This window comes from Amycolatopsis sp. QT-25 (assembly GCF_029369745.1).
Taxonomy (GTDB): Bacteria; Actinomycetota; Actinomycetes; order Mycobacteriales; family Pseudonocardiaceae; genus Amycolatopsis.
In genome coordinates, this window is sequence record NZ_CP120210.1 from 6,083,374 (window position 1) to 6,109,281 (window position 25,908).

Consider the following 25,908-nt stretch of genomic DNA (forward strand, 5'->3'; position numbering starts at 1 on the left):
TCCGCCGACTTCGCTCGGCCGCACGAGAATCGCAGCACATCCGGTCTCTGAGCCGCCGCGTCCCGCTTCGGGACCATGATTCCCCGGAGACCGTGCAGATGCTGCAGGGCGCAACAGAGGCGTGGGGATGGCCCCGGAAATGCGGCAGGGCCCCGCGCGGTGCGCGGGGCCCTGCCGTTGGCTCACTCGGGAGGAGCGAGCTTACTTCTTCTTCGCCGCGGCCGAAGTCCGCTTGGCCGGAGCCTTCTTCGCGGGGGCCTTGGCAGCGGTCGCCTTGGCGGCCGGCTTCGCGGCGGCCTTGGTGGTGGTCGCCTTCTTGGCCGTGGTGGCGCGAGTCGTGGCCTTCGCCGCGGTCTTCGGCGCCGCCTTGGCGGCGGTCGTCTTGGCGGCGGACTTGGTCGCCGTCGCCTTGGCGGCCGGCTTCGCGGCGGCACGCGTCGTCGTGGCGGCGGCGGCGCGGGTCCGCGTGGTGGTGGAACGCGTCGCGGCCGGGCGGCTGGCGGCCGTCCGGGTCGTCGTGGTGGCGCGAGTGGCGGTGCCGGTGGTCGCGCGCTTCACAGCGGTGGCCTTCGGCAGCTTCTTCGAACCACTGATGACGTCCTTGAAGGTCGTGCCGGCGCGGAAGGCGGGCACGTTGGTCTTCTTGACGCGAACGGTCTCACCGGTGCGCGGGTTCCGCGCGGTGCGGGCAGCGCGGGCGCGCTTCTCGAACACACCGAAGCCGGTGATGTTCACCTTCTCGCCCTTGTTGACCGTCCGGATGATGATGTCGACAAGGCCATCGACGGCCTCCGACGCGACCTTCTTGTCGCCCAGGCGCTCCGACAGCGCCTCGATCAGCTGGGCCTTGTTGGCCATTCCAGTCCTCCAAGAAGAACTACTTGTACACGGCCCCGTCGGCCGACTTAGCGCACACGGTATTACCAATGCAGCACAAATTCCAAACGACGCGCGGAAATTTCCCTTGTCTCGGGGGCTGTTCCGCCTCCTGAGGGACCCCTTGGAGGCCTCTGGAGGTGCCGTTCGGTGTGGTTTCGGGGCTGGCGTGGAGGGCACCGGCCGGGGTGCGGATTCCCTGCTCAGCAAGGGAATCCGCCCCCTTCGGCCGACCTTACGAGGAGGCCGCCGGGAGGGTCACCGGCTTCCAGGAGGGGCGCTGGGTCTCGAAAGTGTCGATCTCCTCCGCGTGGCGGAGTGTCAGGGCGATGTCGTCGAGCCCTTCGAGGAGCCGCCAGCGGGTGTAGTCGTCGATCTGGAAGGGCGCGGTGAAGTCCTTGGCTCGTACCGTCTTCGACTCGAGGTCCACCGTGACCTCCGTCCCCGGCTCGTTTTCGAGCAGCTTCCACAGCAGTTCGACGTCCGCCTGCTCGACCTGAGCGGCGACGAGGCCCTGCTTGCCCGAGTTGCCGCGGAAGATGTCCGCGAACCGGGCGGAGATCACGACCCGGAAGCCGTAGTCCATCAAGGCCCAGACGGCGTGCTCGCGGGAGGAACCGGTGCCGAAGTCCGGGCCCGCGACCAGGACCGACCCGCTTTTGAAGGGCTCCTGGTTGAGGATGAACGACTCGTCGGAGCGCCAGGCGGCGAAGAGCCCGTCCTCGAAGCCGGTGCGGCTCACGCGCTTGAGGTAGACCGCCGGGATGATCTGGTCAGTGTCCACGTTGGACCTGCGCAGCGGGACCCCGACGCCGGTGTGGTGGGTGAACGCGTCCATGATGGGAACTCCTTCGCGGATGTCAGCGATGTCGGTGCCGTCGGTGCCGTCGGCGCTGTAGGTGCCGTCAGCGGGCGGCGGCGGGTTGCAGGTCTTCGGGGCTGGACAGGGTTCCCCGCACGGCCGTGGCGGCCGCCACGAGCGGTGAGACCAGATGCGTCCGGCCGCCCTTGCCCTGCCTGCCTTCGAAGTTGCGGTTCGAGGTCGACGCGCTCCGCTCGCCCGGCTTCAGCTGGTCCGGGTTCATGCCCAGGCACATCGAACAGCCTGCCTGACGCCATTCCGCGCCGGCTTCGGTGAAGATCCGGTCCAGCCCTTCGGCTTCCGCCGCCTGGCGGACCCGCATCGAACCGGGGACGACGAGCATCCGGACCGAACCGGCGACCTTGTGCCCGCGCAGGACGTTCGCGGCGGCCCTCAGATCCTCGATCCGGCCGTTCGTGCACGAGCCGAGGAAGACGGTGTCCACCGCGATCTCCCGCAGCGGCGTGCCCGGCTTCAGATCCATATAGGACAGGGCTTTCTCAGCGGCGATGCGCTCGTTCTCGTCGCCGATCCGCTCCGGGTCGGGCACCTCGGCGCCCAGCGGGAGCCCCTGGCCCGGGTTCGTGCCCCAGGTCACGAAAGGCGTGAGCTCGTCGGCGTTCAGGCGCACCTCGGCGTCGAAGACGGCGTCGTCGTCGGTGCGGAGTTCGCGCCAGTTCTCGACGGCGGCGTCCCAGTCTGCGCCCCGCGGCGCGTGCGGGCGGCCCTTCAGGTACGCGAACGTCGTCTCGTCCGGTGCGATGAGCCCGGCGCGCGCGCCGGCTTCGATGGACATGTTGCACACCGTCATCCGGGCTTCCATCGACAGCTTCTCGATGGCCTCGCCGCGGTACTCGAGGACGTAGCCCTGTCCGCCGCCGGTGCCGATCTTCGCGATCACCGCGAGGATGACGTCCTTCGCGGTGACACCGGGACGCAGCACACCGTCGACCGTGATCGCCATCGTCTTGAATGGACGGAGCGGCAGGGTCTGGGTCGCCATCACGTGTTCGACCTCGGAGGTGCCGATCCCGAAGGCCATCGCGCCGAACGCGCCGTGCGTCGAGGTGTGACTGTCACCGCACACCACGGTCATTCCCGGCTGGGTCAGGCCCAGCTGCGGGCCGATGACGTGCACGATGCCCTGTTCGGCGTCGCCCATCGGGTGCAGCCGGACGCCGAACTCCTCGCAGTTGGCGCGAAGGGTGTCGACCTGGGTGCGGGACACGGGATCCGCGATCGGCAGCTCGATGTCGATCGTCGGGACGTTGTGGTCCTCGGTCGCGATGGTGAGGTCGGGGCGGCGCAGTTTCCGGCCCGCCAGGCGAAGTCCGTCGAACGCCTGCGGGCTGGTGACCTCGTGCAGCAGGTGCAGGTCGATGTAGAGCAGATCGGGCTCGGCCCCCTCGCCGCGCCGCACCAGATGCGACTCCCACACTTTCTCGGCCAGTGTCCGGGGCATTTCCGGCTCCTCACATGCGGTGAAATCGGTACTTCCCACCATCTGGACATCTCAAACTTCGGGAAGATAGTATCGGCTTGTGGGACAGCATAGCGGTATCGGAGTACTCGACAAGGCCGTGGCCGTGCTTCAGGCCGTGGCCGAAGATCCTTGTGGCCTGGCGGAACTGTGCACGCGGACCGGTCTGCCGCGCGCGACGGCGCACCGGCTCGCGGTCGGCCTCGAAGTGCATCGCCTGTTACGCCGCGGCCCCGACGGCCGCTGGCGGCCGGGTACCGCACTCGCGGAATTGGCGGGCGGTTCGACCGACCCGCTGCTCGACGCGGCGAGTTCGGTGCTGCCGAAATTGCGCGACATCACCGGCGAAAGCGTTCAGCTCTACCGCCGCGACGGCGTCCAGCGCGTCTGCGTTTCGACCGCGGAGCCGCCGAGCGGGCTCCGTGACACGGTGCCGATCGGTTCCCGGCTGCCGATGACCGCGGGCTCCGGAGCGAAGGTGCTCGCCGCGTGGTCGGATCCGCACACGCAGCGGACGATCCTCACCGAGGCGGTGTACGGGGAGCGCACCCTGCTCGAGGTCCGCCGCCGCGGCTGGGCCCAGAGCGTGGCGGAACGGGAGCCCGGTGTGGCGAGCGTCTCGGCCCCGGTGCGGGATTCGACGGGCACCGTCGTCGCCGCGGTGTCGGTTTCCGGGCCCGTCGAACGCATAGGGCGTAAACCGGGGGCGCGCTGGGCCGCGGACCTGCTCGCCGCCGCGGACGCGCTCCAGGAGCGCCTCTGACCCCAAGACGGGTGAAGGCCCCCTGCGGCGGCAGGGGGCCTTCTTCGTTTCCGTCCTGAATGGACCGGCAGGCTCAGAACTCGTCGGCCTCGGTCAGCTCGTGTTCGAGGGTGTCGGCACGCGCGACGAGGGACTTCAGCGGATGTTCGAACTCGTTGACCAGGTTCAGGTCGACCAGCGGGACGGTGTGCTTGAGCAGTGCCACCCCGTCCACCACCGCGGCGCCGCCGACCGAGTCGCCGCCCGCCAGTTCGAGCAGGCGACGGAGATCGATCTTGTCGGCCCAGCCGACCGGAGACGAGATCTCCACCCACTCCGCGCCGTCGTGGTCGGGCAAGTGGTGCAAGGACACCTGCTGGCCGCGGCCGTCGCCGGTGTCGACCCGGAACCGGAGCCAGCCGTCCCGCTCTTCGAGCACCTCGTACCGCGCCCGGACGAAATTGATCACGCCTGCCCAGATGGACACCCTCGTCACCTCTCGGTTTCGCCGCCTCGTGCGCTGTCGAGCATGGCACATCGGGGGCGGGTTCAGCCCGTGGGATACAGCGCGGCCATCGCCCGGACGGTCTCGGCCAGGTGGGTGACCAGGCAGGCGGGTTCCAGCGCCTGCGCGTCGAGGCCGAGTTTGAGCACTCCGGCGGCGGCGTGGGACACGCTCTCCATCGGGATCGTGACGCGGCACCAGCCGTCCTCGTCCGCCGCGCTGAGCGTGCGGCGAGCGAGACGCGCGGCCCTCGGACCGAGGACATCGGGCAGGGCGGCGATCCCCCGCGGCGACAAACGGACAAGTGCCGTCTCGGTTTCTTCGGCCTCTTCGTAGCGCTCGACGTGTGTCCGCCAGAACGCGGGAAGTTCGAACCCTTCGGGCCTTTCGGCCTTCTCCGGCAACGTCCGCACCCGCTGGATGGACGAGACCTTGTACGTGCGCGGCTGATTCCGCCGGGCGGCGATGAGATACCAGACACCCGCCTTGAGCACGAGACCCAGCGGATGCAGCCGCCGCGTGACCACCTCCGGCCGCGGCGACCAGCGCCGGTACCGGACTTCGACGACCTGGTCCCGCCACAGCGCTTCCGCGACGGCGGTCAGATGCGGCACCGGATCCGCTTGCCGGTACCAGCCGGGCGCGTCGAGATGGAACCGCTGCCGGATCCGCGTCGACGCGTCCCGGTACGGGATCGGCAACGCGGCCGTCAGCTTGAGTTCGGCGGCCGCGACCTGGGCACCGAACCCCAGTTCCGCGGCGGGTTCCGGCATCCCGGTGAGGAACAGCGATTCCGCCTCGGCGGCGGTGAGCCCGGTCAGGTGGGTGCGGTACCCCTCCATCAGCCGGTATCCGCCGGACGGCCCCGGCTCGGCGTAGATCGGCACTCCCGCGGCGGAAAGCGCCTCGACGTCCCGATAGACGGTGCGCGCGGTCACGCCGAGTTCCGCGGCCAGCCTGGCCGCGCTCATCCGCCCTCTGTTCTGCAGCAACAGCAGCAGGGACACCAACCGTCCGGCACGCATGGCCGGGAGTGTGCCAGTGACCACTGACAGAAGATGTCAGTGGTGACGCCGCAGGATCACCGCCATGAACGATTTCGACTTCTTCACCGGCTCCTGGAACGTCGTCAACCGGCGCCTCGGCACTCTTTTCGAGAACAGCGACGACTGGTACGAGTTCCCCGGAATCTCCACCTGCCGCCCGATCTTCGGCGGCGGCGGCAACACCGAAGAGATCCATTTCCCGACGCTGGGCAGCAGCGGCTACACCCTCCGGCTCTTCGACGTCGCACGGAAGGAGTGGTCGCTTTACTGGGCCAGTAGCCGGACCGGTCTGCTCGCGCCGCCGGTGGTGGGGACTTTCGCCGACGGGCGAGGCGACTTCTACGGCGACGACACCTACGACGGGAAGCCGATCAAGGCGCATTTCCTCTGGTCCGGCATCACCGGGACGTCGGCGCGCTGGGAACAGGAGTTCTCCGCCGACGGTGGCCGGACCTGGGAATCCAACTGGGTCATGGAGTTCAGCCGGGCGTGACGGGGCGAAGCCGGTGGGCCGCTCAGCCCGGCACCACAGGTCGGTCAGTTCGACGGTCTCCGCGTATTCACCACCCGCGATGGTGATGACGGCGCCGTCGGACGCTTCCGTCAAGGCGTCACCGATGGCCGGGTACGCGCCTGGCCGCTGGGTCACCAGCAGGACACGACCGGGAATCGAGGTCGTAATCAGCCCGCCTTCGCCATCAGCCAGCCGCGGTCGACCGCTTTGGCGCCTGCCTGGAACCGGCTGCGGGCGCCGAGCCGGTTCATGATGTCGGCGACCATCCGCCGGACCGTGCGCACCGAGATGCCGAGCCGCGCGGCGGCGGATTCGTCGGTCGTGCCGGAGAACAGCAGTGTCAGCAACTCCTGCTCGCGGCCGGTCAGGATCGAGGCGTTTCCGGACTCCGGGAGGTCCAGCGGGACGAGTGGCGCGGCGGCCTGCCAGATCCGCTCGAACAACCCGGCCGTAGCGGTGACCACGCCGGGCAACCGGAACACGGCGGAACCGGCCTGCCCGCGTTCCGCCGGGAGTACGACCGAGGTCCGGTCGATCACCAGCGCGTCCATCGGGATCTCGGTGTCGGTCCGCACCTCGGCCCCGGCCCGCGACATCCGGTCGAGCGCGCCGGACATCCGGGCGGAGTCGGGGAAGAGCACCTTGTGGCGTGCGTCGGGGCGTACGTTCGCGAGCGCGATCCGCTGGAAAGCGGTGTCCGTTCCCGTGCTCATCACGAGCACCTCGCCGGTCGCTTCCGCGAGCAGCTCGCCGAGCCCCGCCCGGTCGCTGCCCGGACCCGCTCCCGTGACCAGGCTGAGCCCGCCGGTCTGCACGGTCATCACAGGTACCTCCCTCTTCTCTCGGCGCGGTGCCGACGACGACGTCCTGTTCCATGCCAGTTCTCGCCGTCCGGGCGGCCGCGGGCATCCGAGGCGTTAGCGTTCGGGGGCACCGGGAACTGCATGCGTCCACTTTCGCTGTCCGAACATGAGATTCCGATGACACGGGCGCCGGTGCTGTTCCTCACCGCCCGCGACGCGCTCGCCGACCGGGTGGCCGGTTTCGAGCACGGCGGTGACGGCTACCTCGTGAAGCCGTTCGTCATGGCCGAACTGACCGAGCGGGTCGCCAATCCGTGTCACCGCGCCGCGTTCGACCGGCCCTCGGTGCTGCACCACGAAGACCTGGTACGGACTGCGCCCGGCGTGAGGTGGGGCAGCTCGCAGAGCGAGCCGTTGTCGACGCTGTGTGACCACACCGTGCCGTCGTTCGTCGCGACCGGCCGGGACAGCGGCCCCCCAGCGGGCACTGTCGCGGCCGGGTCGCCGAGCCGCACGATCTGCCCGGCGTTGCGGTAGATCAGGTACGGACCGCCCGCGATCTCGAGCACGAACGGGGTTCCGGCGCGGGCGGCGGCGTGGATTCCTCGGCGCGCTCGCGCCGCTGGCGCACGTCACGGCGGGCCGGGCGCGTATCCGGGAGGACTGGCGGTGCCGGCACAGCGGCCCGATCTGCCAGGCGACCTTCCGCCTCGGCGGCTGGGACACGCTTTCGCCGGTGCTCGCGGCGGATCTGACGCGGCGCCGCCGAGACCGATACCCGCGTGGGGGCAACGATCCGGATCGCCGCCGCGGGGGCTCAGCCGGTGGAACACGCGGTGCGGGACCCGGAACTCGCCGCACGCCGGGGCGGAGTGGTGCTGGACCGGCTCGACGGCGGGCACGCCAAGGGGGTGGCCGCCACGCTGCCGATCGGTGTCAGTTGAGCACGACGATCGCGAGGGTGAGCGCGGTGGCGTACAACGTCCAAGCGAGGTACGGCAGCAGCAACGCGGCGGCGAGCCGGGAAGACCGGCGGAAGTACAGCGCGGTGACGACGATGGCGACGTCGAGCACCAGGATGTCGGCCAATGCGAGGCCGTACGCGCCGGCGGCGAAGAACAGCGGGGTCCAAGCGGCGTTGAGGAGCAGTTGCACCGCGTACCAGACCAGGCCCCGGCGTTCACCGCCGGATTTCCAGTACAGCCAGCCCGCCACCGCGATCCCGAGGTACAGGACCGTCCACACCGGACCGAACAGCCAGGCGGGTGGCGCGAAGGGAGGCAGTTCGAGTCCACTGTAGACAGCTCGGGCGCTCGACGCGGCCAGGCCGCCGACGAGCGCGACCACCGCGACCGCGACCAGGAACGGAAGAAGCGCCAACGGCGCGCGAAGTCGTCCTGGCATCGTGGTCATCCTCGGCTCCTGTCTTCGGCTCGTTCGAGCGTAAGTCAGGAAGCACACCCGCGCAGTTCCGATCCGCGCCACACCAGGAAATTACCTACACCGTCCGGGTGGCCTCGGCACGGAGTGCAATACCCACCGTGATGTCCACCCGGTCGATAGCTCGGCAAAAACCCGGTTCGCGCCGATCCAGTAGTGGACATCACATTCGGCGTCGCTGTGAAAGCGGTACCGCGGCAGGCCTCGTGTGACCAGACTCGGTGCAGGGGGTGCTGCGGAATGGATTCAGGTGACAGACGCGAGAACAGGATAACCGGAGACGTCTCCGGCACGTCGGTACAGGTCGGCGCCGTGCACGGTGACATCTTCCTCCAGCAGGGAGTGAAACCGGTCGTTCCGCGGCAACTGCTTCCGGTTTCCTCGTCCTTCACCGACCGGGAACGGGAACTGACCGCGCTGACCCGGTTGCTCGAAGACGACCAGCGGCAGGGGCCGGCGCTGGCGGTGATCACCGGATCCGGCGGAATGGGGAAGACGGCGCTCGCGTCACGCTGGATCACGAACCACGTCGACCGTTTCCCCGATGGCCAGCTCTACGTGAATCTGGGGGCCTTCAGCGCCGACGGGCCGACGACTCCCGCCGACGTGCTCGGCGGCTTTCTCCGCGCCCTCGGCGTGCCCGCGGAGCAGGTGCCCGCCGAGATCTCGGAACAGGCGGCCATGTACCGGTCGGTCACCGCCGGGAAGAGGTTCGCCGTCCTCGCCGACGACGCGGACTCCGCCGCGCAGGTCCGGCCGCTGCTGCCCGCGTCACCGGAAAGCGTCGTCGTCGTGACGAGCCGCTGGCGGCTCGGCGCGCTGGCCATGGACGGCGCGCGGGCGTTCGTCGTCTCCCCGCTCGACGAAGACGCGGGGGTGCGGCTGCTCGAAAGAACCGTCGGCACGCACCGTGTGCTCACCGAACCCGAACGCGCCAGGGAATTGGTCTCGCTCTGCGGCGGGATGCCGATCGCCCTGTGCGTGGCGGCCGCACGGCTCTCGACCCGGCCCCAATGGCCGATTTCGCGGCTGGTGGGCGTGCTTTCCGACGAAAAACGCCGGCTGTCGGGCCTCAAGATCGCCGACGAAGCGGTCGTACAGGCGAGTTTCGATCTCTCCTTCGCCGAACTGGACGCGGAGACGGCGCGGGTCTACCGCCTGCTCGGTCTTCATCCCGGCCGCGACTTCGGTCTCGGTCTCGCCGCGGCCGCGATCGACCGTCCCGCGACCGAGACCGAGGACGCGCTGGACTCCCTGGTCGTTTCGAGTCTGCTGACCGACATCGGGCCCGACCGGTTCCAGTTCCACGATCTGACGCGGGTGCACGCGCGTCAGCAGGCGGCCAAGACAGAGGACCAGTCGACCCGATCCGACGCGTTACGGAGAATGCTGAACTGGTATCTCGACCACGTGGCCGAGGCCGATCTCGCCATCATCCCGCACCGCCATCGGCTCAGTCCGCGCCCCGAACTCACGCGGCCGGCGCGGTTCTCCGACACCCGGGTCGCCTTGGACTGGGTGGAACAGGAACTCGCGAACGTCGTCGCCACCATGCGCACGGCCGTCGAAGAGGGCTGGTGGCAGGAAGTCTGGCAGTTCTGCGAGGGCCTGTGGGGTTTCTTCCTCTACCGCAAGCACTATCGCCAATGGGAGAAGACCCACAAATGGGCGGTGGACGCGGCGCGGCACTGCGCGGATCCCGCCGCGGAAGCGCGTATGCACATCCAGCTCGGTTACGCCTATCTCAACACCGAGAAATTCGAAGACGCGCGGGCACAATTCGCGGCAGCCATGGAGGCCTCGCGCACGATCGACGACCCGGCCGGTGAGGCGACCGCGTGGGAACACCTGGGGGTCGTCGCGCAAAGCACCGGCGAACCCCAGCGCGCGCTGGAGTACTTCACCCGTGCCCTGCGGCTCGCGGAGCGAGCGGGACAGCACCGCGGCGTGGTGCTGCATCTGAGACGGATAGGCGAAGTCAGCGCGGCTTTGGGACGGACACGGGAGGCGATCGGGCATCTGGAGCGCTCGGCCGCCGAAGCACTGGCGATCGGCGACGTGGTCCTCCACGCACGGGCACAAACCCGGCTCGGCAACGCCCACCTCACCCTCGGGCGGGTCGGCGAAGCCTCCCGGCTGCTGACGGAAGCGGCGGCGACGTTGCACCACGCGGGCGCCGACCCGTACTACGCCGAAGCGCTCGAAAGCCTCGCGGAATGCGGGCTGCGCGAGGGCGACACTCACGCGGCCCGCACCCATCTCCAGCGAGCGCTGGAGATCTACCACGGGTCGAGGGATCTCAAGGCACGTCGAGTGGAAGCGCGGATCGCGGCGATCGCGGACGACACCGAAAGCTCTTCCGGGCCACCGCCGGAACAGCGCGGCCAGCCGTCGATCCCGGACTCGGGCGGGCCAGGGACGAACCGGTGATCCCGAAATCGGAGCACACCCCCGGCGAGGACCACCAACGCCCCGGGCAACGCGCTCAGGACGTCGCCCGCGTGCCGCCACGCGTCGTCCGGTGCGGCGGCGCAGATGACCAGATCCGCGCGGTGCAGCCAGGTTTCGGGTGTCTTGCCCGCCCAAGCGACCAGCACGTGGTCCGGCAGCCCGCGTTCGTCGGTCCACCACACCTCGACGACGGCGCCGCGCGCCCGCGCTCTCATTTCTCCGGCCATTCCCGGGTGAGCAGCGGCACCGGCGTGCTCTCGGCCGGGCGGTCCGGCTCGGGCATTCCGAGGATCCGGTAGATCTCCTCGCGCAGCCGCGCCGCCGCCTCCCCCGGCATCGAGGTGATCCGTTTCTCGATGGCCGTAAGCCGGCGCCGGGCACCCCCGGTGAGGAGTTCGTCCACCTGACCCCGCAACGACCGCGCGGGATCGAGAACGGACGCGGACTTCCAAAGCAGGTCGGCGAGACTTCCCTTCCGGACGTCGAGTACGGAACCGGGATTGAGCAGGACCGGTTTCCCCAGCCCCGCCGCGTACTGCGTCACCGAGCCGTGGTCCCCGAGCACGCAGTCCGACGCGACCAGCGCCGCCCGCCAGCCTTCCTCCGGCGGCAAAAGCCGGATCCCGGCTTCGAGCCCCTCGGCGAGCCACGCGCGAACCTGGCGCGCCCCGTGGGCCGACCACGTGAGCGGGTGCAAGGCCACCATCACCCGGTACTCCGGACCTCGCAGCACCGTGGCGAGCCGGGTGATCAGGTCAAGATTCCCGCCGAACAAGGAATGCGGGGACCACGTCGAACTGATCACCACCAGTTTCTGCCGCGCCTCGATGCCGGCCGAGTCCCGATACCGCAGCCGCAGTGGCATGCTCGCCCGGATCCGGTCGTAACAGACATCACCGGCGACGACGACGCGTGAAGCCGCCTCGGGAAAGACCCGGCGCATTCGCCTGGCGTCGTCCTCGTGCGCGAACACCATCGCTTCCGGGACCACCCGGCCGTCGCGGACGAGCAGATCCCTGGGATGCCCCGGGATCCCCGCGCCGTGCGGACTGACCCGTGACCGGATCCCCCCGGTGCCGTGCGGCAGCACCAGCACCGGCGCCTCCAGTTCGTCGATGCCCACATGGCTGGACGCGAGCGCCAGATCGAACCGCATCCGCGAAGCCTGGTGCCAAGGCAGGACGAGACCGCCCGAACGCCTCAGGTACTCGTCGACCCCGGGCCACGTGTCCGGACCGTCGGGCGTGGTGAAGGCGATCTGCACCCGGGCGTCCGCCTCCAGGAGGGGCAGTACGTCCGCCAGCCGGGTGCCCGCCGTCAGATGGGGCACCACCGCGAGCACCCGGCGGCACCCCGTCCGGGTCAGCCATCGCTCCGCCGTCCTGCTTCCCGGCACCCGCGCCCACGAAATCCCCGTCATCGTCGCCCCCGTCCCGTCGCCGACGAAATCCGCAGTCGTTCCACCATTTCCGCCTCCACTCGTTTCAGCGATTCATCGTCACTGCGGAAAAGAGTGGCGGCCCGATCGGTCAGCCTCCTGTTCCGGGAATAACACCGCTCTTTCAGCAGCTGCCAGAGACTTGACAGATGCCTGTCAGACACGCGTTGACCTGGCCAGATCCGGATCCACCTGCGAAACTCGACCGTGGGAGGGCGGTCACTTCGGTGACACCTTGGGAGGGGAGGTGCCGTGGAGCAGCACATTTCGCTCGGATTTCTCGGCAAGACAATCGTCCGGATGCACGGTCGTTTGACCGTGCAATGGGGAAGGGCGCAAGAACACGCGGTTCTCGCCGTCCTGCTCGCCCAGGCGGGACGGCACATTTCCATCCAGACACTCGTGAGGCAGGCCTGGCCGGAGCATCGGAGTCCACGAAATCCCGCTGCGACACTGCATACCTACGCCAATCGGGTGCGCGCGATCCTGCAGGACAGCGACACGGACGCGAGACTCGACAACACCGGTGGCGGTTACCAGCTCCTTGCCGACCGTAAGTCGATCGACTACTTCCGGCTCAGCGAATCGATCACTTCCGCGCACCAGGCGGTCCGGAAACACGATCACGAACGAATACGCTCACTGCTCGAAGACGCCCTTCCACTCTGGCGCGACGATCCCCTCGCCGAGGTGCACACGGAATGGGCGGAGAACTGGCGTAATTCCGTCATCTTCGATGAATGGATACCCGCCAACGGCCTGTTGATCGACGCGTACATCGGCCTCGAAAAATTCGATCCCGCGCTTCGCAGACTCAACGATCTCCAACGCGAGCACGGTATCATCGTCGGTCTCGCCCGGCGCCGGCTGACCCTCCTGCACAAACTCCGGCGGCACACTGACGCCACCGAATACTATTTCGCCGCGCGGCGGCAACTCCTGGACGACGGCGACGACCGGGGAGCCGAAGAACTCCGCCGTTTCCAGGACTCCCTCACCGAAGCCGATCCGGCGCCGGCCGCCGCCTGGCTCACCCCGCCCCGCCACGAACCGAACGTCCCCTTGCTGCTGCGCCGATTGCCTCGCGACATCACCGACTTCACGGGCCGCGAAGCGATCCTGACATCGCTCGACCGGCTCACCGGAGCGGACGAAGGACCACCCCGTCCCGCGGTGATCGCGCTCGTCGGCGCGGCCGGGGTGGGCAAGACGGCCACCGCGCTGAGATGGACCCATCGCACGAGCGCCCGGCATGCCTGGAGCACCTTCTTCATCGACCTCCACGGCGACGGCACCGCGCCGCGGGTGGAGACCACCCAGGTGATCGACGACCTCCTCGACGCCTTGGGCTACGAGATCACCTCCATCAGCGGCCCCACCGGACGGGAGGCCAAACTCCGCACCCTGCTCGCCGAACGCCGGATGCTGATCGTCCTCGACAACGCCGCCGACAGCGCGCACGTCGGCCCGCTGCTCACCGCGCTGGCCGACTGCGTCGTCGTCATCACCTCACGTCGTCGCCTCACCGCGCTGTCGGTCCGGCACGACGTCCGGAACCTCACCATGAACCCGTTGCCGCCGAAGGATTCGGCCGAGTTCCTGACCCGGCGCATCGGCGCGCGGACGACACGGGAACCGGGGGCCGTGGCCCAGCTCGCGCGGATCGGCGACGGACTCCCGCTCGCCCTCACCCTCATCGCCGAACGCGCCGCCAACCGGGCCGGGACCACCTTGACGACCCTCGTCGGCCAGTTGGGGGATCCCGACATCCTGCTGCACATCGGCGACGACGGCGACAGCGCGGACGCCAGCCTCAATTCGGCGTTCTCCTGGGTCTATCGAGCGCTGCCGCCGTCCCACGCCCGCGTCTTCCGGCTGCTGGGCATCCACCCCGGCGCGGAGATCAGCGTCGAAGCGCTGAGCGCGATGGCCGCCACCAGCCGCCTGGAAACCCAGCGGGCGCTGGATTCGCTCGTTTCGGCACATCTCGTCTTCCAGCCCGCCGACATCGACCGCTACCGCGTCCACGATCTCCTGCACCGGTTCGCGGCGGTCCTCATCAGGGATGATCACGAATTCGTGCCCGCCAGGAACCGCATGTTCTCCTATTACCTGCACAGCGCGGACGCGGCACAGCGGACCGCTTCCCCGCATCGTCAGGCGCCGCCGATGCCACCGCTCGAACCCGGCTGCGTCCCCCACCGCTTCGACGACGTGTCCGAGGCGCTGCGCTGGACCTTGCTCGAGCGGTCGAATCTCGTGTCCATGGTCCGCCGCGCCGCGGAGGAGGGCATGCACGGCTACGCCTGGCGGCTGCCGCATTGCCTGATCGACACCCTGAAGCGCTATGGGCTGTACGAAGACTGCGTCTGCACGATGACCACCGCGGTCTCGTCCGCCGCCGTGGACGGGAACGTCCACGCGGAAGCGTCCTCCAGCAACGACCTCGGCGAGATACACCTGATCACCGGTGCGTACGACCTCGCGGATCGATACCTGGGCCGAGCGCTCGAACTGTCCCGCCGCCACGGGATCGCGGTGGGGGAACTGACGGTGACGCTGAACCTGGCGCGCCGCCACCAGTACACCGGACGGCTCCCCGAGGCCGTCACCGCCTACCGGGACTGCCTGCGGCTCGCCGAATCCCTCGGCGACCGCGAGCGGCAAGCCGTGGCCGCCCACCGGCTGGGCGACGCACTCGTCGAATCGGACCTCCACCACCAAGCGCTGCCCCACTATCGACTCGCCCTCGACCTGCGCCGAGAGGCCAAGGACGTGGCGGGCACGGTGGCCACCCACACCGCGCTGGTCGAGGCCTACACCAAACTCGGGAACCTGGACGCCGCGGACGCGCACCAGCGCCCCGCACACGAACTCCTCGATCAGGTCGGGCTGACGGTCGCGACGCGGCTGTACACCGTGATGGCGGAGCTCGCGCACGCCCGCCGCCAGGACCGTGACGCGTTACGTCACGCGCAGCACGCCCTCGAACTGGCCGAAAGGGCCAACCATGTCAACGGGAGGGCGCGAGCGTACGTCGCGCTCGGTTCGATACTGGCCGATCGCGGGAACCGTGAGGACGCGCGGTGGGTGTGGCGACAGGCCGCCGGGCTCTACCGGGACACGGGCAGGGACCGCAAAGCCGAGAAAATCGACGGGCTCGTCGCCGAGATCGACGAGGCCGATCCGGTCGTCCCGATCGCGAGGTCGGGCGACGAGGACACCGTGGCTTTACCGGCCCCTCCTCGCCCAATAGGTCCACGTACTCCTCGAAAGAGTGATCAATTGCGTCACGGCACGCCACCGACTACTTGATTTTTCTCGAATGTGCATGTCCAACGAGTATCACCCGGATGGCCGAACAACTCTCAGTAGAGGGCGGCATTTGCGGACCGGCAAGTGGATCTTCTAGGCTGCGCGCGAGGCTGAATAGGCCTCTTCGGCTTCATATTCCTAGGAGAACCTTGAGCATAACCACGTTTTTTGCCGTACTGCCTGACGTCCCCACGCTTTTCGCGGTCGTCGCGACTTGGTGGAACTGCTGACACACCCCGGGTCGCCCGGACTTCGGTCCGGGCCCCATCAAGCTCCTCGAATACCGGTACCGTGAGGGTGACCGTGCCCGACCGGACCCGACGGGGAGCGATCCGATGCCAGAACCGGTCCTCATCTCTCTCGCCGCCGCCTTGGCGGCCCGATCCGTGGTCGGATTGTACAAGCTGGTGAAGGAAAAATTCTCCGAAGACCCTGAGGCGACGGCGGCACTCGAAGCCGCCGAAGGCGCCGCCGAGGATTCCGCCGAAGTGCGCGCCCTGGCGACGCGGCTGTCCACGGCCGAAGCCGAAGACCCCGAATTCGCGGACCGGCTTCACCGCGAGTGGGACAAGGCGGGCGGGAACAGCGCCGAGACCGGTGGCGTGGTGAACACGGTCTCGGGCACCGTATCCGGGAAGGTCGTCCAGGCCCGCGACGTCCACGGGAACATCTCGTTCTGATCCGGGGCCGCGGAAAACGCGTCGCGTCCACTCTGGCGCGTCACTAACATCATCGCGCGATGAACGACGACACTTTCCTCGCCCACGTGGCGGACGATCTGGCCGCGTTGCCCGCCGTGCACGCCGTCACGCTCGGCGGCTCACGCGCCGAGGGGACCCACGGCCCCGGCAGCGACTGGGATTTCGCCGTCTATTACCGCGGCGACTTCCATCCGGCGGACCTGCGCGCCCTCGGTTGGGCAGGCGAGGTCTCCGAGATCGGCGCCTGGGGCGGCGGCGTGTTCAACGGCGGTGCCTGGCTCACGATCGACGGCAGGCAGGTGGACGTCCACTACCGCGACCTCGACGCGGTCGAACGGCACCTCGCCGAAGCCGGGGAAGGCCGGTTCCACTGGGAGCCGCTGATGTTCCATCTCGCGGGCGTGCCCAGTTACCTGCCGGTCGCCGAACTCGCCGTCAACCGCGTCCTGCGCGGCGGCCTGCCGCGACCGGATTACCCGGAAGCGTTACGGGAAACGGCTCCGGCGATGTGGCGAGGCCGCGCGGAACTGACCTTGCGCTACACCCGCGGCGCCTTCGTTCCCCGCGGGCAGGCCACGGAGGTCGCCGGCGCGCTGGCCACCGCGGCCATGGAGACGGCGCACGCGGTCCTCGCGGCCCGCGGCGAGTGGGTCACCAACGAGAAACGGCTGTTGCGAAGGGCGGGACTGCGTCAGGTCGACGCCGTCATCGCCGGGTTGCGGACGGACACGGAGGCCCTCGCCAAGGCGGTCGACGACGCGGAGTCGCTGTTCCGCTCGGTGGACTCCACCACCGGGTAGCCGAATCGGCCCCTGTGGCACGCGTCACGGAATCACCGGCGATCTTCAGCGCTACAGAGAGATGAGACCCGTTCCGCGCCAAGGGAGTGACATGTCCGCCACCGCCACACCGGAAGAGGCCGCTCTGGCCGTCCCCGCCCTCGACGACTTCGACTTCCCGCTCACCGACGGTGCCGCGTGCCGCATCGACGACCCGGACTGCGAAGCCTGCCAGTAAGCCTGCCGGCCTGTTCAGGGGTGAAGGGGACTTTCCCTTCACCCCAGCAACGGCGGTCGCTTTCCTCGCATGCGATGCGGGGGAAGCGACCTTCAGCCCGCCTGGGGGCGGACGGACGGCCGCCTTCGCGATGGGGGCGGTCACGAGTCCCACGCGGGACGGGCTCAGTTCACCCGTCCGTCGACGGCCGCCACGATGAGCGCGGCACACCGCTTGACCGGCAGACGCCGTTCCCGCGCCATCGCCTCGAGCGCGGCACGGGCGGCCTGCCCGCGTAACCCCTGCGTGCCAAGCACTCTCAGCGCCAGGCTGATGACGTCGGCGGAAGACGGCACTTCGGGCATGAGGATCTCCGGCTCGCTCGGCGGACAAGAGGAACCTCTCTAGGTACCCGCTCCGGACCGTGCTCACACTGCCGTTTCACCGTGAAGACCGCCGGTCGTCGACGGCGTCGCGCCGGACCCGCTCGGCGTGCACGCCGATCTCCCCGAGCCGTTCGGCGAATCCGGTGTGCTCGCGGGGAAGTCGCGCGCGCAGCTCGGCCAGCGGCGCCAGCAGGCCGGTGACGTCGTCCTCGCCGAGCACCGCGCGCACCCGGTCCGCGCTTTCCCTCGCCCTGGCGGTCAGCCCGTCCAGCGCGCCGGCCTGACCCGCCAGCTGCCGCAGGATCGCCGAATTGCGCCGGGCCCACTCCGCCACCGCGCGATCACCCGCCCGCCGATCGCGTTCCGCGTCGACCCGCGCCTCTCCCGTGTGCTCACCGCCGTCGGATGGCCGCAACCGCAGGAAACGCCGCTCCGCCGCCTGACGGCTCGCGACCCCGAGGGCCGGGGCGAGCGCCGTCCAGCTGGTGCCGCCCTCGCGGGCCGCCGCGATCAGCTCCGGTTCCCACGCGGCCAGCTCTTCGCGCACCGTCTTCAGCGCGACCAAAGCCTCCAGGAGCCGCTCCGGTTTCGAGGCACCGGAGCGGGCTTCGGCCACGACGTCGTGCACGGAACGCACTGTCCGAGCGGGGTCTACGTCCATTTCATCATCCCCTCCGTCATCCCGGTCTGCCGTCCCGCCTGTCATCGTAGTGACGACTTGCCACTTGTCATCATTTCGATGACATGTTAGAACAGTAGTGCGTGTTGACACCAGAGACAACGAGCCAGGAGGTGGAACCCGATGTTGATGCGCACCGACCCGTTCCGTGAGCTGGACCGGTTCACCCAGCAGATGTTCGGCAGCGCGACGCCCGGGACGTGGTCCAAGCCGGCCACCATGCCGATGGACGCGTACCGCGACGGCGACGAGTTCGTCGTCTGCTTCGATCTTCCCGGTGTCGTCGCCGACGCGATCGAACTGGACGTGGAGCGCAACGTCTTGACGATCAAGGCGGAGCGGCGGCCGATTCCCGGTAAAGACGTCCAGATGCAGGTCTCCGAGCGCCCGCTGGGGGTTTTCTCCCGTCAGCTGTTCCTCGGCGACGCCCTCGACACCGACCGCATCGCCGCCGGATACGAAGCCGGCGTGCTGACCCTGCGCATCCCGATCGCCGAGAAGGCCAAGCCGCGGCGCATCGAAATCCAGGGCGCCGAGTCCGATCGCAAGGAAATCCAGGCCTGAGTGTCCCTTCCGGTGCGGGGCCCGCCAGGGTCCCGCACCGGAAGGAGACCGGGGCGGAAAGGAAGTCCTCGTTGCTCACCATGCCTGTCCGTCATCCCCACACCCGCGAAGCCGTGTGGGGATACCTCGCCGACGTCACGGAGGCCCTCGGCGTCGGCCTCGAATCCTGCACCGTCGACCACGACAGCCCGATCTCGGCGTACGTCGCGCTCGACGGACGCCTTCCCACCCATCCGGACCGCGACGTCGCCCTGCTGTGGGACGAACTCCACGGCTGGGCGGTGGCGATCGAGACCCATTCCGGCGAAGACCTCATCGTTCTCCGCTACCTCGGCGGGCAGACCGCCACGCCGAAGCCCGCCACGGTGGCGCGCTTCGTCCGGGCCGTCCGTGAAGAGGACCATCGCTTCGGGCAGCTCACCCCACCGGATTTCGGCCTGCTGTCCGCCGCGCACGAGTGACCGCGGCTCGCGTCGGGTATCGATGGACGGGCTTCGGCGAAGTACGCCGTGACCAGGATCGGCCCGTCGTACCCGACGCGGGACTGCGGCGAGGGCGATTTCCTCGATCCGCCCGGCCTCGGGCAGTCGTTCGCGACGGCCTCTACGCCTTGAGCCTGCCGCGCAGTTCCTGCAAGGTCTTCGTGAGCAGACGCGAGACGTGCATCTGGGAAATCCCGATACGCTCGGCGATCTGAGATTGGGTCAAGCCGTCGAAGAACCTCATGGCGAGGATCGCCCGTTCCCGTTCCGGCAGCTTCTCCAGCAGCGGGACCACGGTGTTGCGGTCCTCGATGTGCTCGAACCGGGAATCCAGCTCCCCCACCACGTCGGCCAGGGCAAGTGATCCTTCGCCGTCGTTGACCGGCCGGTCCAGGGACGAAGTCTGGTAACTGTTGGCGGCGAGCAAGCCCTCACGGACGGTGTCGACGTCCAGGTCGAGGTGAGCGGCGAGTTCGGTGGGGGTCGGCGCGCGGCCCACGGTCTGGGTCAGCTCCGTGGTCGCCCGCGAGAGCCGGCTGCGCAGTTCCTGCATCCCGCGCGGGACGTGCACCGCCCAGCCCGTGTCGCGAAAGAAGCGCCGCACCTCACCCATGACCGTCGGCACCGCGAAAGCGAGGAAATCCCCGCCCACTCCGGGATCGAACCGGTCGACGGCCTTCATCAGCCCGATCCGGGCCACCTGGACCAGATCTTCCCTCGGCTGGCCTCGCCCGCTGAACCGGACGGCGATGTGCTCGGCTATCGGCAGCAGTTCGAGGATCAGACGTTCACGCAGACGAAGCCGGTCCGGGTGACCGTCGGGCAATGCGGCCAACTCGTCGAACAACGGGCGGCAATGCGAATAGTCGTCCTTGCGCGCCCTGCCGCTTCGGCGTTCACGAGGCGCCGACAGGCCCTCTTCGCGCTCTTCGCGCAGGATGGAGTGGTCGATGTCTTCCATGACCGACGGTGCGTTCATCAAAGTCACATTCGTCCCTTGTGGACTGGCATGGTCCGCTCCCTCTGTCTTCTTTCAACTACCCAAAGGATGGGAACGACAAACATCCCCCCACGCCGACCCGGACGGGTGAGTTCACGCTTCGCCCGTGGCCGGAAGGGGTAGCCGCAGGTCACGACCGCAAGAAGGAGCCGTGCCGGAACAGAGCTGGAGCGACAAGCGCGAACGTCAGTACGAGCACATCAAATCCTCTCAGCAGAAACGCGGTGGCCGCCGGTCCGGCAACCGGCAGGGCCCCGGTGGGCCGACCAAGGACCAGCTCCACAACGAGGCGAACGAGCGCGACATCAAAGGCCGCTCGCGCACGACCAAGAAAGGCCTGCAGAACGCTCTCGGCCGCTGATCACCGCGAAACGCGGGCACGGTGGGCGTCGTCACCTGAGCGTCGTGAGTGCTCGGGGCGGCAAACCACCCGTGTCACCACAGCGATGTCACGTGACCGGACGGACGACACGCGTGCCGGGAGAGCCGACACGCGTGTCCAGCCGGACGACTCGCGGCACTCACGATTCGGGCGTGACCACTTTCAGGGTCGGCACCAGCCCCGTGAGTTCAAGGGCGCGGAGCAGGACCTTGGATGGCATCAGACTCAGGTCGATGCCGGACTCGGCGCAGTGACGATTCAGCTGTACCAGCACGGAAAGACCCGACGAGTCACAGAAGCCGACCCTGCTCAGGTCGAGCAGCACGACGTCGGGCCGGCGCTCCAGCGACGCCTGGAGCTCGGCCCGCAACCGGGGGCTGGTCGCGATGTCGATGTCACCCGCCACCTCGACGGTGAGCGCGCCTTCCGCGCGCGCCCTCTCGACCACGACAAGGGAAGCTGCCTGCCCGGCTTCAGTGTCGATCGCCATGCTCCGACGGTAAGAGGGCTCGGTCCGGACCGCAACCGTCATCCGCTCAGGACGACTGGACGATCTGCCGCGCGATCTCGTCCTTGCCCATCTTCGAAGCGCCCGTCACACCCGCGTTGCGCGCCTGGGTCAGGCGTTCTTCCTTGGTGGCTTCGCCGGGGCGGTCGCCAAGGTGCGCTGTGCGGCTCGTCACGAAGGCCTCACCCAGTTCGTGTCGCCGTGTCTCGTCCAGTTCGCGCCGCATCTTCGGCAGGATGGTGGATTCCTCTTCCTTCACGTGATGCGTGACGGCCTCGACGAGGTCGGAAAGCACCTTGTCGAACTGCTTCGATCTGGGATCGGTTCCGTTGAGCTTGACCAGCAACTCCTCGGCCTCGGCGTGTTCCTTCTGGCCATGCGCGACATCGTCGGACTCGTCGGCCTCGCTCTTGGCCGCCGGGTACACCTCGGCCTCCTCGGCCCGGCTGTGCGCGGTGAGCAGCGACGAAAGCACCGGGACGAGCAGCGGCCGCTTCTCGGGATGCCGTTCGAGTTCGTCGAACAGCCGCTCCACCTCACGATGGTCCTGCATGATCAAATCCACGACATCGGCCGTCACAGCCGCCTCCTCGGTCCGGGATCACTTCGACGCCGACAGATACCCGCCCGGAGCCGATTTATTCCTCTTGACGCCGGACTATCCTCGCCCCATGGCCTGCCGTATCACCGAACTCGTCCTCGACTGCGCCGACCCGATCCGGATGGCGGCGTTCTGGTGCGAAGTACTCGGCTACACCGAGATCGGCAAGGAAGGCGACGACATCGAGATCGGTCCGCCCGGAACTGGTTTCGGCGGCCCGCGGCCCACGTTGATCCTGAGCCGCAGTGACGATCCGAAGCCCGGCAAGCTCCCCCTGCACATCGACGTCAACCCCACCGACCGCGATCAGGACGCGGAACTGGAGCGGCTGCTCGCCGCCGGGGCGGTGCCCGCCGACGTCGGCCAGACGGGGGAAGAGTCCTGGCACGTGCTCGCCGACCCCGAAGGAAACGTGTTCTGCCTCCTTCGCAAGCGGGTCGACCCCTGAGGCGGTGTCCCCACGGGACAGGCCGACGAGAACACCGAACGCGAGTGGATGGTCAGTGATGGCGGACGAAGGACTGTGGCAGCGGGACAAGGCCGGATTCGGCTCCGCCGAGGACATCTCGGCGGGCCCGCTGGCCGAGCAGTTCGTCGAGCTCACGCGTCTGCTGCTGACCGCATCGACACCCGCCCAGGTCCTCCAGCAGATCGTCGCCGCCTCGTACCGGGTGGTCCCGGGCGCGGATCTGGTGTCGATCACTCTCCGGGCCCCGGACGGGACCTTCCACACACCGGTCTCGACCGGTGAGGTGGCGATGGAACTCGACGAGGTGCAGTACCGCGCCGGGACCGGACCCTGCGTCGACGCCGCGGACAGCGAAAGCCCCGGCCACGTTCGCAGCGACGACCTGGCGACCGAGATGCGGTGGCCGGACTTCTCCCGCGCCGCCGCGGGGCACGGTTTCACCGCGATCCTGTCCACCGTGCTGGTCCCTCGCGCGACTCCGCCGAAGCTGCCAGGGGCGTTGAACATCTACAGCCGCCGCCCCGACGCCCTCGACGCCGTCGCGGAGGACACCGCACTGCTGCTGGCCACCCACGGCTCACTCGCCTTGGCGAGCACCAACGCCGTGAGCCGGACGGAACTGGAAGCACACCACCTTCGCCGGGCCGTCGAGTCGCGCGACGTCATCGGTCAGGCGAAAGGGATCCTCATGCAACGACGCGGCCTGACCGCCGAAGAGGCTTTCGACGTGCTGCGCCGCACCTCTCAGGACCTCAACGTCAAACTCGCCGAACTCGCCGGCACCCTCGCCGCCCGGCACACCGAACTCGACCTTCCCTGAAACGGGGAAGGCTCCCTTCCCTCGGCTGAAACGAGGGAAGGGAGCCTTCACACGACACGCCGGTCAGGCGAGGTCGAACCGGTCCAGTTCCATGACCTTGGTCCAGGCGGCGGCGAAGTCGGCGGCGAACCGCTCGCGCGCGGCCTGACCCGCGTAGACCTCGGAAAGCGCCCGCAACTGGGAGTTGGAGCCGAAAACGAGGTCGACGGCGGTGGCCGTCCACTTCACCGCGTCCGTGGCGACGTCACGGATCTCGTACACGTTCTCCTCGGACTCCGACACCTTCCACCGGGTGCCCGGCGAGAGGAGGTTGGTGAAGAAGTCGTTGGTGAGCACGCCGGGCCGGTCGGTGAGGACACCGTGCCGGGTACCGCCGGTGTTCGTCCCGAGGGAACGCAGACCGCCGACGAGGACGGTCATCTCGGGCGCGGTGAGGTCGAGCATGTAGGCGCGCTCGACGAGCAGGACCTCCGGCTGCAACTTCTCCCCGGAACGCAGGTAGTTGCGGAACCCGTCGGCACGCGGCTCGAGCAGCGCGAACGAATCGACGTCGGTGTCCTCCTGCGCGGCGTCGGTGCGGCCGGGGCGGAACGCCACGGTCACCTCGGTACCGGCGTCGCGGGCGGCCTTCTCGACGGCGGCCGAGCCCGCCAGCACGATCAGGTCGGCCAGCGAGATCTTGGCGCCACCGGCGTCGTTGAACTCGCGCTGGATGCCTTCCAGGGTCTCCAGCACGCTCGCGAGCTGCTCCGGCTGGTTGACCTCCCAGCCACGCTGGGGTTCCAGGCGGATCCGGGCACCGTTGGCGCCGCCGCGCTTGTCGGTGGACCGGAAGCTCGCCGCGGAGGCCCACGCGGTGCCGACCAGTTGAGCGACCGTGAGGCCGGACTCGAGCACCTTCCGCTTGAGCGCGGCGATGTCGTCTTCACCCACGAGTTCGTGGTCGACCTCGGGCACGGGGTCCTGCCACAGCTGCGGTTCGGGCACCCACGGTCCCAGGAAGCGGCTGACCGGCCCCATGTCGCGGTGCAGCAGCTTGTACCAGGCCTTGGCGAAGGCGAGGGCGAACTCGTCCGGGTTCTCCAGGAAGCGGCGCGAGATCTTCTCGTAGGCCGGGTCGACGCGCAGCGCCAGATCCGTGGTGAGCATGGTCGGCTTGTGCTTCTTCGCCGGGTCGTGGGCGTCGGGGATGATCGCCTCGGCGTCCTTGGCGACGTACTGCTTCGCGCCACCAGGGCTCTTGGTGAGTTCCCATTCGTAGCCGAAGAGGATCTCGAAGAACCGGTTGCTCCACTGCGTCGGCTTGTCGGTCCACGTCACCTCCAGACCACTGGTGATCGTGTCGGCGCCCTTGCCGCTGCCGTGGTCGCTCAGCCAGCCGAGGCCCTGCGTCTCGAGCGGGGCCGCTTCGGGCTCCGGGCCCACGTGGTCGTCGGCGATGGCCGCGCCGTGGGTCTTGCCGAAGGTGTGGCCGCCGGCGATGAGCGCGACGGTCTCCTCGTCGTTCATCGCCATCCGGGCGAAGGTCTCCCGGATGAACCGGGCCGCCGCGGCCGGGTCCGCGTTGCCGCGGGGTCCCTCGGGGTTGACGTAGATGAGGCCCATCTCGGTCGCGCCGACGTCGGGCACCATCTCGGAGTCACTGGCGTAGCGCTCGTCACCCAGCCAGGTGTCTCCCGGACCCCAGAAGATCTCCTCGGGCTCCCAGGTGTCCACGCGGCCGAAGCCGAAGCCGAACGTCTTGAAGCCCATCGACTCCAGCGCGACGTTGCCGGCGAGCACGAGCAGGTCGGCCCACGAGACCTGTTGGCCGTACTTCTCCTTGACCGGCCACAGCAGCCGCCGCGCCTTGTCGAGGTTGGCGTTGTCGGGCCAGCTGTTGAGCGGGGCGAACCGCTGCCCGCCGTCACCGGCCCCGCCGCGGCCGTCGTGGATGCGGTAGGTACCCGCGGCGTGCCAGCTCATCCGGATCATCAGGCCGCCGTAGTGACCGAAGTCCGCGGGCCACCAGTCCTGCGAGGTGGTGAGCACCTCGGTGATGTCCTGTTTGAGGGCCTCGACGTCGAGCTTGGCGAACTCGTCGGCGTAGCTGAAGCTCTCGCCGAGCGGGTTCGCCTTGGAGGAGTGGGCGTGCAGCACCGAGAGATCGAGCTGGTTGGGCCACCAGTCCTTGTTGGTGCGCGGACGGCCACCCGTCTTCGGCGTCGGCGAGTCGATCGCCGGGTTCTCGCTCTCGCTGCCGTGCGCGGTCACGGAGTCGTGGGCCACCGGGCAGCCCTTCTCCGGGGTGTCACTCAATTTCTTTCCTTCCGAACTGGCGATTTCATCGTTGGACGGGTTCGGCCGCGCAGTCGGGGCAGACGCCCCAGTAGACGACCTCCGCCTCGTCGATCACGAAACCGTGGTCGTCGGAGGCGGTGAGGCAGGGCGTATGACCGAGGGCGCAGTCGACGTCCGCGATCGCGCCACAGGACCGGCACACGACGTGGTGGTGGTTGTCCCCCACGCGGGTCTCGTAGCGGGCGAGCGTGCCCGCCGGCTGGATGCGGCGGATCAGGCCGGTTTCGGTCAGCGCTCGCAGCACGTCGTAGACCGCCTGGTGCGAGACCGTGGGGAGGTCGGCCCGCACCAGCGCGATCACCGTTTCGGTGTCGATGTGCGGATGATCGCGCAGCGCGGCGAGCACGGCCAGGCGGGGCCGGGTCACGCGCAGCGAAACCGCTCGCAGCTGTGCTTCGAAGTCGGACATCATCAAGAACGATAAGAGCGTTTTTGGAACGAGTCAAATCAAGACCCCTGGGGGGTGACGCCCGGTTTCGACCGGTTCTACGCCGGGTAGCCGGTGAGC

28 protein-coding genes and 1 pseudogene are annotated in these 25,908 nt (G+C 68.9%); 14 read left to right on the top strand and 15 right to left on the bottom strand.

Going from position 1 to position 25,908, the window contains the following annotated elements; translation table 11 throughout:
* Positions 1 to 201 precede the first annotated feature (201 nt).
* From P3102_RS28255 to leuC, 3 genes are all read right to left on the bottom strand, one after another.
* Entirely contained in the window at positions 202 to 858 is a 657-nt protein-coding gene (locus tag P3102_RS28255; protein WP_276363141.1) for an HU family DNA-binding protein, read from the bottom strand.
* Positions 859 to 1,111: 253 nt separating this feature from the next.
* A complete protein-coding gene (gene leuD / locus P3102_RS28260) occupies positions 1,112 to 1,714 on the bottom strand; it encodes a 3-isopropylmalate dehydratase small subunit (protein WP_276363143.1) in 603 nt (200 codons plus the stop codon).
* Between the two features lie 67 nt (positions 1,715 to 1,781).
* Complete coding sequence (gene leuC, locus P3102_RS28265) at positions 1,782 to 3,200, bottom strand: 3-isopropylmalate dehydratase large subunit (RefSeq protein WP_276363145.1); 1,419 nt, start codon at positions 3,198 to 3,200, stop codon at positions 1,782 to 1,784.
* A 79-nt stretch (positions 3,201 to 3,279) separates the two neighbouring features.
* On the opposite strand from leuC, the gene P3102_RS28270 reads away from it, so the two are divergent.
* Positions 3,280 to 3,981 carry an IclR family transcriptional regulator gene (locus P3102_RS28270; protein ID WP_276363146.1) on the top strand — a complete coding sequence of 234 codons (702 nt, stop codon included), beginning with the start codon at positions 3,280 to 3,282 and terminating at the stop codon, positions 3,979 to 3,981.
* Between the two features lie 73 nt (positions 3,982 to 4,054).
* Here the strand turns inward: P3102_RS28270 and P3102_RS28275 are convergent, their stop codons facing one another.
* Together P3102_RS28275 and P3102_RS28280 are read right to left on the bottom strand one after the other, a co-directional pair.
* Positions 4,055 to 4,447, bottom strand: coding sequence for a hypothetical protein (locus P3102_RS28275; protein WP_276363148.1), 393 nt, complete (start codon positions 4,445 to 4,447; stop codon positions 4,055 to 4,057).
* A 62-nt stretch (positions 4,448 to 4,509) separates the two neighbouring features.
* Entirely contained in the window at positions 4,510 to 5,490 is a 981-nt protein-coding gene (locus P3102_RS28280; RefSeq protein WP_276363150.1) for a WYL domain-containing protein, read from the bottom strand.
* Between the two features lie 64 nt (positions 5,491 to 5,554).
* On the opposite strand from P3102_RS28280, the gene P3102_RS28285 reads away from it, so the two are divergent.
* Positions 5,555 to 6,004 (top strand): hypothetical protein, encoded by a 450-nt coding sequence (locus P3102_RS28285; RefSeq protein ID WP_276363151.1) that lies wholly within the window; start codon positions 5,555 to 5,557, stop codon positions 6,002 to 6,004.
* 188 nt (positions 6,005 to 6,192) lie between these two features.
* Here the strand turns inward: P3102_RS28285 and P3102_RS28290 are convergent, their stop codons facing one another.
* Positions 6,193 to 6,846 carry a helix-turn-helix transcriptional regulator gene (locus P3102_RS28290; protein ID WP_276363153.1) on the bottom strand — a complete coding sequence of 218 codons (654 nt, stop codon included), beginning with the start codon at positions 6,844 to 6,846 and terminating at the stop codon, positions 6,193 to 6,195.
* A gap of 165 nt (positions 6,847 to 7,011) precedes the next feature.
* On the opposite strand from P3102_RS28290, the pseudogene P3102_RS28295 reads away from it, so the two are divergent.
* Together P3102_RS28295 and P3102_RS28300 are read left to right on the top strand one after the other, a co-directional pair.
* Positions 7,012 to 7,220, top strand: a pseudogene (locus P3102_RS28295) (DNA-binding response regulator); the annotation flags it as partial.
* 390 nt (positions 7,221 to 7,610) lie between these two features.
* Positions 7,611 to 7,772, top strand: coding sequence for a hypothetical protein (locus tag P3102_RS28300; RefSeq protein WP_276363154.1), 162 nt, complete (start codon positions 7,611 to 7,613; stop codon positions 7,770 to 7,772).
* Here the strand turns inward: P3102_RS28300 and P3102_RS28305 are convergent.
* Entirely contained in the window at positions 7,765 to 8,241 is a 477-nt protein-coding gene (locus tag P3102_RS28305; RefSeq protein WP_276363156.1) for a TspO/MBR family protein, read from the bottom strand. The genes P3102_RS28300 and P3102_RS28305 overlap by 8 nt on opposite strands.
* A 267-nt stretch (positions 8,242 to 8,508) precedes the next feature.
* Here P3102_RS28305 and P3102_RS28310 point away from each other — a divergent pair, with 267 nt between their 5' ends.
* On the top strand, positions 8,509 to 10,698 hold the full coding sequence (locus tag P3102_RS28310) for a tetratricopeptide repeat protein (RefSeq protein ID WP_276363157.1): 2,190 nt from the start codon (positions 8,509 to 8,511) through the stop codon (positions 10,696 to 10,698).
* 232 nt (positions 10,699 to 10,930) lie between these two features.
* Here P3102_RS28310 and P3102_RS28315 read toward each other — a convergent pair whose 3' ends face one another.
* The gene (locus P3102_RS28315; RefSeq protein WP_276363158.1) at positions 10,931 to 12,139 is read right to left on the bottom strand and encodes a hypothetical protein; all 1,209 of its coding nucleotides are present in this window, start codon (positions 12,137 to 12,139) and stop codon (positions 10,931 to 10,933) included.
* 270 nt (positions 12,140 to 12,409) lie between these two features.
* Between P3102_RS28315 and P3102_RS28320 the strand changes: the two genes are divergently transcribed.
* The 4 genes from P3102_RS28320 to P3102_RS28335 all read left to right on the top strand — a co-directional run bounded on the left by P3102_RS28320 (position 12,410) and on the right by P3102_RS28335 (position 17,190).
* Positions 12,410 to 15,472 carry a tetratricopeptide repeat protein gene (locus P3102_RS28320; protein WP_276363160.1) on the top strand — a complete coding sequence of 1,021 codons (3,063 nt, stop codon included), beginning with the start codon at positions 12,410 to 12,412 and terminating at the stop codon, positions 15,470 to 15,472.
* A gap of 335 nt (positions 15,473 to 15,807) precedes the next feature.
* Positions 15,808 to 16,152 (top strand): hypothetical protein, encoded by a 345-nt coding sequence (locus tag P3102_RS28325; RefSeq protein ID WP_276363162.1) that lies wholly within the window; start codon positions 15,808 to 15,810, stop codon positions 16,150 to 16,152.
* Between the two features lie 59 nt (positions 16,153 to 16,211).
* Positions 16,212 to 16,973 carry a nucleotidyltransferase domain-containing protein gene (locus tag P3102_RS28330; protein WP_276363163.1) on the top strand — a complete coding sequence of 254 codons (762 nt, stop codon included), beginning with the start codon at positions 16,212 to 16,214 and terminating at the stop codon, positions 16,971 to 16,973.
* Between the two features lie 91 nt (positions 16,974 to 17,064).
* Complete coding sequence (locus tag P3102_RS28335) at positions 17,065 to 17,190, top strand: hypothetical protein (RefSeq protein ID WP_276363165.1); 126 nt, start codon at positions 17,065 to 17,067, stop codon at positions 17,188 to 17,190.
* Positions 17,191 to 17,354: 164 nt separating this feature from the next.
* Here P3102_RS28335 and P3102_RS28340 read toward each other — a convergent pair whose 3' ends face one another.
* Positions 17,355 to 17,534: a hypothetical protein gene (locus P3102_RS28340; RefSeq protein ID WP_276363166.1), complete on the bottom strand. Its 180-nt coding sequence runs from the start codon at positions 17,532 to 17,534 to the stop codon at positions 17,355 to 17,357.
* A 76-nt stretch (positions 17,535 to 17,610) separates the two neighbouring features.
* Positions 17,611 to 18,216, bottom strand: coding sequence for an HSP18 transcriptional regulator (locus tag P3102_RS28345; protein WP_276363168.1), 606 nt, complete (start codon positions 18,214 to 18,216; stop codon positions 17,611 to 17,613).
* Between the two features lie 141 nt (positions 18,217 to 18,357).
* On the opposite strand from P3102_RS28345, the gene P3102_RS28350 reads away from it, so the two are divergent.
* A complete protein-coding gene (locus P3102_RS28350) occupies positions 18,358 to 18,798 on the top strand; it encodes an Hsp20/alpha crystallin family protein (RefSeq protein WP_276363169.1) in 441 nt (146 codons plus the stop codon).
* An 80-nt stretch (positions 18,799 to 18,878) separates the two neighbouring features.
* Entirely contained in the window at positions 18,879 to 19,259 is a 381-nt protein-coding gene (locus tag P3102_RS28355) for a DUF6292 family protein (RefSeq protein WP_276371389.1), read from the top strand.
* A gap of 142 nt (positions 19,260 to 19,401) precedes the next feature.
* On the opposite strand, the gene P3102_RS28360 is transcribed toward P3102_RS28355, so the two are convergent.
* Complete coding sequence (locus P3102_RS28360) at positions 19,402 to 20,259, bottom strand: SigB/SigF/SigG family RNA polymerase sigma factor (protein WP_276363171.1); 858 nt, start codon at positions 20,257 to 20,259, stop codon at positions 19,402 to 19,404.
* Between the two features lie 172 nt (positions 20,260 to 20,431).
* Between P3102_RS28360 and P3102_RS28365 the strand changes: the two genes are divergently transcribed.
* Positions 20,432 to 20,641: a hypothetical protein gene (locus P3102_RS28365; RefSeq protein WP_276363172.1), complete on the top strand. Its 210-nt coding sequence runs from the start codon at positions 20,432 to 20,434 to the stop codon at positions 20,639 to 20,641.
* A gap of 160 nt (positions 20,642 to 20,801) precedes the next feature.
* On the opposite strand, the gene P3102_RS28370 is transcribed toward P3102_RS28365, so the two are convergent.
* Together P3102_RS28370 and P3102_RS28375 are read right to left on the bottom strand one after the other, a co-directional pair.
* Positions 20,802 to 21,152, bottom strand: coding sequence for an STAS domain-containing protein (locus P3102_RS28370; protein ID WP_276363174.1), 351 nt, complete (start codon positions 21,150 to 21,152; stop codon positions 20,802 to 20,804).
* 46 nt (positions 21,153 to 21,198) lie between these two features.
* Positions 21,199 to 21,750, bottom strand: a complete 552-nt coding sequence (locus tag P3102_RS28375; protein ID WP_276363175.1) for a hemerythrin domain-containing protein — start codon at positions 21,748 to 21,750, stop codon at positions 21,199 to 21,201.
* Between the two features lie 91 nt (positions 21,751 to 21,841).
* Between P3102_RS28375 and P3102_RS28380 the strand changes: the two genes are divergently transcribed.
* Together P3102_RS28380 and P3102_RS28385 are read left to right on the top strand one after the other, a co-directional pair.
* Complete coding sequence (locus tag P3102_RS28380) at positions 21,842 to 22,219, top strand: VOC family protein (RefSeq protein ID WP_276363177.1); 378 nt, start codon at positions 21,842 to 21,844, stop codon at positions 22,217 to 22,219.
* Positions 22,220 to 22,277: 58 nt separating this feature from the next.
* A complete protein-coding gene (locus tag P3102_RS28385) occupies positions 22,278 to 23,060 on the top strand; it encodes a GAF and ANTAR domain-containing protein (RefSeq protein ID WP_276363178.1) in 783 nt (260 codons plus the stop codon).
* A gap of 63 nt (positions 23,061 to 23,123) precedes the next feature.
* Here the strand turns inward: P3102_RS28385 and katG are convergent, their stop codons facing one another.
* Positions 23,124 to 25,358, bottom strand: coding sequence for a catalase/peroxidase HPI (gene katG, locus P3102_RS28390; RefSeq protein WP_276363180.1), 2,235 nt, complete (start codon positions 25,356 to 25,358; stop codon positions 23,124 to 23,126).
* A 25-nt stretch (positions 25,359 to 25,383) separates the two neighbouring features.
* Positions 25,384 to 25,809, bottom strand: a complete 426-nt coding sequence (locus tag P3102_RS28395; RefSeq protein ID WP_276363181.1) for a Fur family transcriptional regulator — start codon at positions 25,807 to 25,809, stop codon at positions 25,384 to 25,386.
* Between the last annotated feature and the right edge of the window lie 99 nt (positions 25,810 to 25,908).